At 33.3% G+C, this 10725-nt stretch carries 14 protein-coding genes and 1 pseudogene; 13 read left to right on the top strand and 2 right to left on the bottom strand.

The genetic code is table 11. The features are described from left to right. Window positions 1–302: 302 nt before the first annotated feature. From D8M05_RS19370 to D8M05_RS20025, 7 genes are all read left to right on the top strand, one after another. Window positions 303–767 carry a DinB family protein gene (locus D8M05_RS19370; RefSeq protein ID WP_121134720.1) on the top strand — a complete coding sequence of 155 codons (465 nt, stop codon included), beginning with the start codon at window positions 303–305 and terminating at the stop codon, window positions 765–767. 116 nt (window positions 768–883) lie between these two features. Then, on the top strand, window positions 884–1777 hold the full coding sequence (locus tag D8M05_RS19365) for an alpha/beta fold hydrolase (RefSeq protein WP_121134718.1): 894 nt from the start codon (window positions 884–886) through the stop codon (window positions 1775–1777). A 225-nt stretch (window positions 1778–2002) separates the two neighbouring features. After that, window positions 2003–2341 carry an ASCH domain-containing protein gene (locus D8M05_RS19360; protein WP_121134716.1) on the top strand — a complete coding sequence of 113 codons (339 nt, stop codon included), beginning with the start codon at window positions 2003–2005 and terminating at the stop codon, window positions 2339–2341. A gap of 100 nt (window positions 2342–2441) precedes the next feature. Next, entirely contained in the window at window positions 2442–3002 is a 561-nt protein-coding gene (locus tag D8M05_RS19355; protein ID WP_121134714.1) for a class I SAM-dependent methyltransferase, read from the top strand. Between the two features lie 187 nt (window positions 3003–3189). Continuing rightward, window positions 3190–3384: a hypothetical protein gene (locus D8M05_RS19350; RefSeq protein ID WP_121134712.1), complete on the top strand. Its 195-nt coding sequence runs from the start codon at window positions 3190–3192 to the stop codon at window positions 3382–3384. 472 nt (window positions 3385–3856) lie between these two features. After that, the gene (locus tag D8M05_RS19345) at window positions 3857–4063 is read left to right on the top strand and encodes a hypothetical protein (RefSeq protein ID WP_121134710.1); all 207 of its coding nucleotides are present in this window, start codon (window positions 3857–3859) and stop codon (window positions 4061–4063) included. A 116-nt stretch (window positions 4064–4179) separates the two neighbouring features. After that, window positions 4180–4461, top strand: coding sequence for an N-acetyltransferase (locus D8M05_RS20025; RefSeq protein ID WP_147405203.1), 282 nt, complete (start codon window positions 4180–4182; stop codon window positions 4459–4461). On the opposite strand, the gene D8M05_RS19340 is transcribed toward D8M05_RS20025, so the two are convergent. Then, complete coding sequence (locus tag D8M05_RS19340) at window positions 4384–4857, bottom strand: helix-turn-helix domain-containing protein (RefSeq protein ID WP_245985547.1); 474 nt, start codon at window positions 4855–4857, stop codon at window positions 4384–4386. The two genes, D8M05_RS20025 and D8M05_RS19340, sit on opposite strands and share 78 nt — an antisense overlap. A 232-nt stretch (window positions 4858–5089) precedes the next feature. Between D8M05_RS19340 and D8M05_RS19335 the strand changes: the two genes are divergently transcribed. From D8M05_RS19335 to D8M05_RS19325, 3 genes are all read left to right on the top strand, one after another. Further along, window positions 5090–5617 carry a sigma-70 family RNA polymerase sigma factor gene (locus tag D8M05_RS19335; RefSeq protein ID WP_121134708.1) on the top strand — a complete coding sequence of 176 codons (528 nt, stop codon included), beginning with the start codon at window positions 5090–5092 and terminating at the stop codon, window positions 5615–5617. Then, window positions 5607–6590 (top strand): LCP family protein, encoded by a 984-nt coding sequence (locus D8M05_RS19330; RefSeq protein ID WP_121134706.1) that lies wholly within the window; start codon window positions 5607–5609, stop codon window positions 6588–6590. Before D8M05_RS19335 ends, D8M05_RS19330 begins: the two co-directional genes overlap by 11 nt. Window positions 6591–6887: 297 nt before the next feature. After that, a complete protein-coding gene (locus D8M05_RS19325) occupies window positions 6888–7574 on the top strand; it encodes a hypothetical protein (RefSeq protein ID WP_121134704.1) in 687 nt (228 codons plus the stop codon). 346 nt (window positions 7575–7920) lie between these two features. Here the strand turns inward: D8M05_RS19325 and D8M05_RS19320 are convergent, their stop codons facing one another. Further along, window positions 7921–8100, bottom strand: coding sequence for a hypothetical protein (locus D8M05_RS19320; RefSeq protein ID WP_121134702.1), 180 nt, complete (start codon window positions 8098–8100; stop codon window positions 7921–7923). A 295-nt stretch (window positions 8101–8395) separates the two neighbouring features. Between D8M05_RS19320 and D8M05_RS19315 the strand changes: the two genes are divergently transcribed. The 3 genes and pseudogenes from D8M05_RS19315 to D8M05_RS19305 form a co-directional block, all read left to right on the top strand. Then, window positions 8396–8833 carry a hypothetical protein gene (locus tag D8M05_RS19315; protein ID WP_379543297.1) on the top strand — a complete coding sequence of 146 codons (438 nt, stop codon included), beginning with the start codon at window positions 8396–8398 and terminating at the stop codon, window positions 8831–8833. 205 nt (window positions 8834–9038) lie between these two features. Then, on the top strand, window positions 9039–9350 hold the full coding sequence (locus D8M05_RS19310) for a hypothetical protein (RefSeq protein WP_121134700.1): 312 nt from the start codon (window positions 9039–9041) through the stop codon (window positions 9348–9350). Between the two features lie 104 nt (window positions 9351–9454). Further along, window positions 9455–10609, top strand: a pseudogene (locus D8M05_RS19305) (TolB family protein); the annotation flags it as partial. Between the last annotated feature and the right edge of the window lie 116 nt (window positions 10610–10725).

Genomic DNA, 10725 nt, shown 5'->3' with positions numbered 1-10725 from the left:
TTTATTACATAGAATTGAATGAATTGGATTAGTTGGAACGCCGTATGCGGTGAAAGTCGCACGTACGGTGTGAACAGGGGGAAAAGGGAGCGATAACTTCAAACCCTTACCTATCTGTATCTAGAAGGAATAGAATTGATTTGTGCTGAACAAACGGGTGCAATATTTCAATAGAGCCATTTTCTTATTGTACGAACCGATCGGGGTGTGGTTCGAAGTTAGCTTGTTATTTTGCTATAAGAAGGAGGTCGCATCTATTTTATTGAAGTTTAGAGGGAGAATTCCCTAATAAGGAGGAACATATGAATTGTGAAAGTGTTTTACATCAAATTGAAGTAGCTGTCCAAACATTAATAAAAATAATAAGTAAATTAGAAGAAGCTGATTTACAAAAAAGGCCAACAACTAATAAGCAGTCTATTGGGGAGTTACTGGAGCACATTGCAGTAATTTGTGAAGCTGACTGGCGTATTTCTAAAGAGGCAACCCAAGAGGAAATGGAAACATTTTATTCTAATGTATCATATAAAACTTTAGAATCAATAGAAGATGGCTTAATTACAAATTTTAAATCATTAAAAAATAATTATATGAAATTATCGGACACAGAACTACTATCTCGTACCACGTCATATTGGGGTGTGACTTATACAAGGTATGAATGGTTGTTAGAAATATTAGCACATGTTTATCATCATAGGGGGCAATTACACTCTATACTTGTTCACTCTTACAATAAAGATCCTAGAATTTTAATGTTTGAATAATTTTTTTCGACTAAATGGTGCAACAAGGCTACCAACAAAACAATCATCTTTTATTTAATTGAAGGGGAAGAAGAGATATCCTAATAAGTATTTTTGTGTAAAAAAGGGGAGATCAAATGGAGAGAAGAATAGAAAAATTTTCTATAAATGGGTTAACTATTGAATATTCTATTATTGGTGAGGGTGAACCTGTATTTGTCATGCATGGTGGACATTCAAATTGTAATGAAGAGTTTGGATATAAAGCATTATTAGAGAATGGGTTCTCTATCGTTACCCCTTCAAGAGCAGGGTATGGAGGAACATCTAAGGAAATTGGAGAAAGTTTATCTACTGCGTGTGAATATTATTTGAAATTAATAAATCATTTAAAATTAAAGCAAATCCACCTAGTTGCTATATCCGCAGGAGGTACTAGCGGTATATACTTTGCTGCTAAATATCCAGAAATGGTTTGTTCACTTACCTTACAATCAGCTGTTACGAAAGAATGGCTTACTCCCAAGGATATAGAATTTAAAGTTGCGAGTGTAATATTTCGCCCCAAAATAGAAAAATACACATGGAAGTTATTATCTTTTATGAATAATCTATTTCCACGTTTTATCTTTAAACAAATGTTTTCCTCTTTTAGTAAACTTACACATAAAGAAGCAACGGGAATGGTAGTTAGGGAGGATATTGAAGCAATAAGAAAAATGAATAATCGACAACGCTCAGGATATGGTTTTTTAATCGATTTAGTACAGGTAAATGAGATATCTACTGAATATTTACAGGCTATAAGTTGTCCGACTCTTATTATGCACAGTAAACATGATGGATCTGTACCATTAGAACATCCCTATTTTGCCCATGAAAACATACCTTCATCTAAATTTTATCTACTTGATACATGGGGACATTTAATTTGGCTCGGTAAATCTTCAATAGAAACGGATGAAAATCTTATTAAGTTCCTTAAGTCTCATAAAACATTAACAACGCTTGAACCAGAGCGATTATCGTAAAATGGATGATCAATTAGAATTTATTATAGAGTGATTGTGTACTTAAACTCCAGGATGCAAGAGTTAAACAAGGTGATCATTATATTTGATTGCCTTTTTCTTCTGGAAATACCTATTAGAATATATAGAAAATTGTGTTATCATTGAATTGTAGAGATATCGAGCCCGGTGCAGGTTAGTGCAATAAATAGAAATATACGAATGGACATATTAGAGTTGAAATGAATGATACATCAAATGGGTTTGTATGGAGAATATTTCAAATCAATTAAAGAGGGAAAGAAAAAGGTTGAAGTACGCTTAAATGATGAAAAGAGAAGAAAGATTAAAGTCGGAGACACAATCGAATTTACTAAAGTTCCTGAACAAGATGAAATATTACAAGTAACAGTAACAGAACTAAAAATATACGATACATTTCAAGTAATGTACGAGGATATCCCTTTTCAAGACTTTGATTGTGAAGGTTGGACAATGAAAGAAATGGTAGATGGAACATATGAAATATATACTCCCGTGCAAGAGAAGGAATGGGGAACATTAGCAATTAGAATTAAGTATTAAAGACGAATTACTTCACTAGAAGGATTAATGTTATTTTATGGGGAAGTTTTTGAACTAAGGGCGGTAAAGGAAAACAATAACTTTTAGTGAGGTGGATCTATTGGCAATAAAACAAGCAGAGATAAAGCTAGTTATAGGTGCAGGGGAATATAATAATAATCCAGGTTGGTTGCATACACAGGAGGAAGAACTTAATTTTCTAGAAGAAAATACATGGAATAGAAGATTTGACAATCATTCGATTACAGCAATTTTAGCGGAACACGTTTGGGAGCATTTAACTTATGAAAAAGGTATCGAAGCAGCAAAGATGTGTTATAAATTTTTAAAACCATCGGGATATATACGCTGTGCTGTTCCTGACGCATTCTTTAGAGATGAAACATATCAAAACATAGTTCAAATCGGTGGGCCTGGACCTAAAGACCACCCTGCAGCTAGTCATAAGATAGTTTACAATTATAAAATACTTGCAAAAATGTTTGAAACTGCTGGTTATGATGTTAAGTTACTTGAGTATTGTGATGAGGAAGGAAGTTTCCATCAAAATTTTTGGGATGGAGAGGACGGCGTGATTTTTCGTTCAAAGAAATATGACCCAAGAAACCACGGAGAAAAGTTAGTTTTTCCATCACTGATTGTTGATGCTTTGAAACTATAAATGATCAAATCTTTGTGAGGAAAGCTACTTAAACTATAAAGTGCAAGAGTCAAGCAAGGTGATCATTGTAGGGTTCCTTTTTGCTTTGGTTAAAACTAATAAAGTACTAGTAAGAATATTACGTTAGTTGCTGGCGGAAGTTACTAAGCTAATCGTGAAGAAGAGTTTAATAAAAGGTGGTTATAAAGTGGAATATGAATTAAGTTTAAAAAACAAAAGAGTAGGAGTTTGGTTATGGATAATGGTACCAGCCTTTATATTAACCTTTGTCTTGTTTGCTTATTTACCTAATGAAATTGGCATCGTTCCTGTTTTACCGCTAATTATTGGTTATTTCACTTATTTATGTTGGGCATTTTTGGAAAAGAGAAAGCAGAAGTAACTTGTTAAAGTAATGGGTGTCTTTTCTGAAATAAGCAACAGTTGATATTATATTATTCGAGCAGTAATGGTTAGTAACCAGGTAATTATCTGGATTGAGGGGATTTTTTGAAAGATACTTTTGGAGTTTATCATATTGGAATACCTATTACATAATAGGATTTATTCTACTAATAAGAATATCCTTGGACATTATGAACCCAAACTCAAGGGAAAAAATAGATATAAAGAAACTTTAAGTATTATATTCTTTATCATTTTCACCAACGTTACAGTATGGTTGCTTTCAAATCTTCTATTTTACTTATGAAAGTTAATGGATCAACGAAAGGGTACTTATATTAAAATGCATTCTTCCAAATAGGACACTTTCCTGGAATAAGAAGTGGTATGCACCCTATTCTATTCAGAAACATCTTGACTAAAATCAAGTTGAAATTGTCTCTAATTAGCAAAGAGAGGAGTGTTACATAGTGACAAGAACCAGAAAAAGGAGAAATGAAGGGTTGACATTAGTATCTGTAATTGGAGGGGGAGTAGCAGGGTGGGTGGTTAATACTGGATTAAGTATTTTGACCGATGCTGATATGACCCACCTTTACGGAATATCAATATTTTTAGGTATTATTGTTGGTTTATTATGGGATATAACAGATAAATTAAATAGAAATTTGAAATAAATATTATAGTTGGTTACAAGAATTAAATGTTTGGTCAGAATTATAAAAAATTGAACTTAAAGTAACTGATGCAATTGTTGAAGAGGGCATATTAGTATAGCTCGGGGGTTTTGTTGATGAGATTTGAGCCAATTGATATAGAGAAACACCGAACAGAAGTAATAAGATTTAGAAAAGATTCGTTTAGAGTTAGCTTTGGCGATACATCAAACTTAGGAGACGAAGAAGCGTATTTAATTTGGTTAAGAGAAATGACCAGTAAATTTCCAGAAGGCTTTGTTTTAGTTGAAATAGAAGGCGAGTATATTGGTCAGATTGAATTAACAATTCGAGAATATGATGGTAAGATCATTGTTATCTATTGTTTTCTGTTTGGTATGACCAAAGTCAACTTGTAATTGTTCACCCATAGGTGAATCTGGAATAGCTTCATAGATCCGTGGTGAAGTTTCTTTCTTTATTTTATAATCCTCTCGCAATTCTCTAACATACGATCGAACAGTGCTTTCTCCTACCTCTAAATCCTCGTATTTCTCTTTTAACCAATCATCTACTTGTACAGCAGACATATCTGAATGTTCTCTCAACCATGATAAGATAAGCTCCTTATGGGGATCTAATTTCTTACTTCTTGTTTGAATTGATTCTAACCATTCAGCCATATCAGAGGGTGACTTTTTCAGGTTACGATAAACCGTTGATCTTGATATTCCTAGTTTTTCCGCCACTTTTGACTTACTAAATCCCTTTTTAATTAACTGACGTATTTCCATATACATTTCCCACTTATCCACCTTTTGCGACCTCCACTGACGATGTTTATTGATATAAACATTTTACAATGGAAAGCACTAATTTTTATTGGTATTTTTGGGTAATGAGTGTTTCTATTTATCTAGCAAAAACTGTCTACTTTTGTTTAGCAGTCACAACAATCCATGTTAAAGTTAATATTTTTGAAAATATGAACCTAATAGGAGTTGTTAATCGTCTAATAGCTGAATTTGAGAGAGAGGGGGGAGTAGAATGAACAAATCAGAAAAAGATTACATATTAGAAAAAATGATGATTGAATATGGGAATGAATTGGTGCGATTGGCATTTTCCTATGTGAAAGATACCGAGATAGCTAAGGATCTGGTTCAAAATACGTTTATTAAATGCTATAAAAACATCGATTCATTCCGGTATGACGCACAGATCAAAACATGGCTTTATCGTATTACAATTAACGAATGCAAAGATTATTTAAGAAGCTGGAATTATAAAAAGGTTCGGGTGAAGGATTTTATAAATGATACAACTCGGTCATTTTTACCTTCCACAGAAAAAACAGTTATTGATAAATATAAAGACAAGGAAATAAAGGATACCATCTTTTCTCTTCCAAAATTGTATCGGGAAGTGGTTTACCTATACTACTATGATTCTTTGAAAACAGAAGAAATCGCTGATGTTTTGGGTATTCCAGCTAATACAGTGAAAACCCGACTAAGAAGAGCAAAACAAAGATTAAAACCAATGTTAAAGGAGGCTAAATTTAATGAGGGATGATTTTTTTAACCATTCATCTGATTCGAAATTAACATTCACAAAAGAAGACCGTGATAAAGTTTTTGAGCAAATTAATAGAACAGAGAATGATAAAATGCAAAAGAAACCTTTTATTTCCTTTTCTAAACGTATTGCCTATTTTGCTGCTTCTTTAGTAGCGGTCGGATTAAGTATCTTGTTGTTTATACCGTCTATCTTTTCTGGGAATATAAATTACGAAGAAAATAACGGAACGAATCCGAATGGAGCAGTCGTTCAAAAAGATGAAAATTTTACCGCGTTATTAGCAATCAAAGATGAAAATCAAAGAATACCTCTAAACCTTTTACTAACTTATAATAAAGATAAAAATAGGATGAAAGTTCTATCGATTCCACGTGATACGTATGTTCCGATATCAGATAACGACGGAACGAATGATAAATTAACACACGCTTATGCCTACGGTTCAGAAGGAGCGGAAAGTGTAAAAACAACTGTCTCAAACTTTTTTGATATACCTATTGATTATTATGCTGTTATCGATTTAAAAACCTTTTCAACAATGATTGATTCCGTGGATGGTATCAATTACGACATTGAAGAGGATATACGAGTGAGAGCAATATCGCAAGCTGCTTTTGATTTAGAACAAGGAACCAATCATTTAAACGGGGAAGAGGTAGTGGCATTAATGATGGATGCTACATATGGAAGAAGTATGGGGGAGGAAGACCTTGTAAACCTCTTAAATGCTGTCATCAATAAAGTAAAAAACGAAATTCAACAAACTGAATTAGAAGAAATTACGCGTGAAATTGAAGGCAATGTTCCAATTGACCAATTATTTATGAATGAAATGGAAATTCCTTCATTACAATCGGTATCATTAATCGATGGAATGAAATCTGTAACGATAGATGGGGCTTTCTATTTTAAAATAGAGAAGGAATTTTTAAGCGATGTTTCAGAAGAGTTAACAACATGGAACTAAACTTGGATTAGCAAATTATTTAAATGACTGGTGCATTAATGGGATGGGAAAAGACTATATGTTGAAGTTGGACGTCAGTGGGCAGATTTTACAATAGGGAAAAAGGATAATCTAACCCCTTCTAATGATTTAATTATTATTGAAAGGTATTTGTAAGAGCAGGTAGTTTTTTGTATAAGGAACTGCATCTTGTTTTGTTATAGTTACAGGTTAATGCAATAAGTATGCGGGTTTGAGATTAAATATACTACTCGGAATCTTAATATATTTTACATAGTGAAAGGAATGGTTTGACGGATGAAAAAACGAACAAAGAATTTTTACTTTAATGTTGTGTTACTATTCTTTGTAGGGATACTAACAGGTTGCGCTAACGATGGAAATGAAGAAACCACAACGAATTCTTCAGAAAACAATTCAGTTTTAGAATCAACAGAGGAAGATACAACCAAAACAGATGAAAATGCGTCAACGAGTGAAATAGTGGAATCAAACACTGATGAGGCAAATGACATCTCTTCGGAAGAAACTGACAAGGATGATTCGGGTCATACACCATCTGAAAATAGTGATTCAAATGTCGGCGATAAGGAAGACAAAGAAACACTATCTCAGTATTCAAGTGAACAAATTGAATACGCTCGTGTTTGGCTACAGCTTGGAGCGAATCAAGATATAGATGGATTGTACGTTCAACATATTCCGGCTGGTACCCCACTTAATCCTAATGATGAAACCAGTCTTGAATATCCAGAGGATGTTATCCAGTTAGCAGGTGGTCGTTTAGTGGATGGATCTGTAACCTATAGTGGGAATGGCGATGGTACGATTAATGAATACAACGTTCCTTTACGATGGGATGGCAATTACCCAGCCGGCGAAAAATTCTATACAGATATTATTAATCATACAGAGTCAGTGTACATTGATACGGGGAACGACGAAGATGTCATAGAATTAATTAAATTAACAAATATACAGTAAAAAGCAACGATGCAATTATTCTATAAGGTAATCGCATAATGTGCTAACGCGTGCATTAATGCAGTAAGGAGATTGTCAATATGGTAATCTTTTTTCAATTAATGGAGCGATTTAGTTGAATAAGAAATTGAATAAAGACCGCATATGTACATATTAGATTAAGTAGTTCAGATAACGTGGAGAAAAATTACAATCACAGGTTACAAAACATATAATTAGCCAATCAAATAACGATGCAAATAGTACCCAAAAAGGCTTGAGGATATATTTGAACCTCAAGCTTTTTGTCTTTCAAATGGTATATTAGCTATTTAATTGAAGCCCCCCGTTAAACAACAATTCCATTTTACTTTTTAAAAATAGATGTATCTTCAATACGAATGGAATGGACCACTCCACAATTCAAGCAAAATGTATAAATCTTATTAGAGCCTTTAAGTGACATTTTAATCGGTTTTACAGGCATATAATCTGTTGCTTCCGTAAAGTCAACACTTCCACAATTAGTACACTTTTTATCTTCCAATTACCTCGCCCCTTTACGATTTAAAATATTATTTTCCCCTAAACTGCCTGTGAGTTTGTGGTTTGAATATTTTGAAATATATAACTGTATTCTAACACATAATCAATATTGATCCTTGAACTTTTCAATATAGCTGAGAATCGACATGCCAATTAACAACTAAAATAGCACCCGTGTTTGCACGGCGATACGATCTATTGTCAAGGCGCTATTAGGGCTGCTATTTGCTTACTCCATTTACTGTTTACGGATAAAATAAATTACCAGGAGAAATCTAAGTGAAAAAGTTATAGGAGTGAGCATCTTGAAGACAGTGATTTCCTTCTTTACGATTTTAATAATATTTGCCACAAGTAACAACATAGTTAATGCTGAACCCCAAGTACCAAAGGAAATTAAGCCCTATGCGGAAGACTGGTATGTTACACCGGAAGATATAATTTGGGATATTATATTTCCGGTAATCGATAAAAGGGTAACAAAAGAGTATGAAGGAAAAGAGGATTTAAGTTTTGGGTGGAAGAAACAGAGGATAGTTAATATTGTTTATAACAACAATCATTCTTATGATATTTCTGTTAGGGTTCAAGTTCCTGAGAATAACAACGATCCATTTGAATATGCAGAAGACTTGGTTAAGGTAAGGTTATCTCCATCTTGTGATAGTCCTAAAATTAGGTGTAGTCATGGATTTGGTGTAGAAGTGTTAGAATACAAACGCTTAGAACAATAACAAAATTGATAAGGTGTTACCTTGATTGGTGATTCTAGAAGGAGAAGTACCCTTTCTTGTTGAATTTACTAAAAGGGAAGTTTACAAGAATAGGTTTGGAAAAGAGTTAGTGGCATGAATGCCAATGACTTAGAGCCTCTGTGAAGTAAATTACTTAAATTATTGGGTGTTCTTTAGCGAAATGTCTAATAGGAGGCAATTCATAATGACAATGAATAATGATAAATCAAATATTGGATATACATTATTCAAGCCAACAGGTGTAAAACATGAATATCTATCGGTTGATTTGCAGAATAAACTAGTAACTGCAACGGTTTCATATAATGACAGAGTTTATTTAACTGTTTTTGTAAACTTAAAAACAGATACAGTTACAGTTGATGGAAGTATTGAAGAGTTACAAGGAATTTCAATGGATAAGGAGTCCTACATAAAGATGTTTAGGAGAGAAGCGGAATTCTTTGTTGCAAACAATATATCTAATCCAAAGAAATACTATGAGCAGTATAAATAATTCTTATTGTGCTAACTGTGTCGATTGGTGAAATAAAGGAGTAGTTAGCAAAATATAAATAAATGTAAATAAAGAGGTGCGATTATAGTTAAAAGGGGGCATTTATGAAAATGAGTGAAAAGACATATCTAAGTATAGAAGAAATTATTTCATTACCAACCTTATCAAGTATAAATATAAGTGATGATGGCCAAAAAGTAGCATTTGTCAAAAGATTAGCTAACTGGAAAGACAATAAATATAGGAATAATGTATGGATATATGAAAAAGATAAGGGGCAGTGTTACCCATTAACAGCTAGGGATATTGATAGTACATGCCCATTATGGTCTCCAGATTCTAGAGATATCGCATACCTTAGCCCAGTTGGTGACGGGGATAATAAGAAAAATCAAATCTTTGTTCAGTCAATAGATGGTTATAGTGGGGTTCAAATTACTGATGAGAAAGAAGGGGTCAGTAAATTCAAATGGGAGCCTACTGGCAAGGGATTGTATTATATTTCACAGTCAAAGGAATCTGAGGCAATCAAGAAACGTAAGGACCTATATGGAGACTTTCATCATATCGGTAAGGACTATCGGAATAATTGTCTATATTACATTGAAGTAGAAAAAGTGATTCAAAATAATAAATATGAACGAGAAAATAGCATTGCTTATCAACTAACGGACGGTGAGAATTTTCATATCCTTGAATTTGATATTTCCAATGAGGGGGAAAAAATTGTCTTCAATGCTACACCAAGCTCACATATGGGAGATTTTATTAATGGAGACCTATACATACTAGATATTAGAGCTGGAGAGCTCCAAAAGATGAATATAGATAAGTTGTTGGGAGAGAGTGTCTGCTTTTCTCCTGATGGCAGCAAAATATGTTATTCAGCAAGTATAAGGGAGAAGGACTACTATAAGACCCGTATACAAGATAATACGCTAGAAATATATGATATTGAAAATGAAGAGCGAGTGCAACCTTTAACAGATTTTGATAGTACGGTTATTCCATTACAGTGGACAGCTAAAGGGATTTTAATTCGATGGCAAGATAAGACTAATTATCTTATTGGGTTGTTATCTGAAGATGGCACTGTGGAAAGGTTAAGCGAAAAAGTGGACAATTTTATAATGGATGCTTCTATCACAAGGGATGGAAACCATATATCCTATATTAAGGCTAGAACAAATGAAACCTTTGAAATCTATTTAGGTGATAAAAAAATAACGAATGAAAATAGCCTTTTCAAAGGGAAACTTGTATTTCGCAAGTGAAAAGTGAGCCATTTCGCAAGTTAATTTTGAGCCACTTTATCAGCACTTGTTTTTATCCATTCTTCGGTTTCTTTCATTCTAAAAGAAGGACCATTCATGTT

It is taken from the genome of Oceanobacillus bengalensis, from assembly GCF_003628445.1.
In the GTDB taxonomy this organism is placed as follows: Bacteria; Bacillota; Bacilli; order Bacillales; family Amphibacillaceae; genus Oceanobacillus; species Oceanobacillus bengalensis.
Note: the sequence above shows the minus strand (reverse complement) of the source record. Positions and strands in the feature narration are given on the sequence as shown.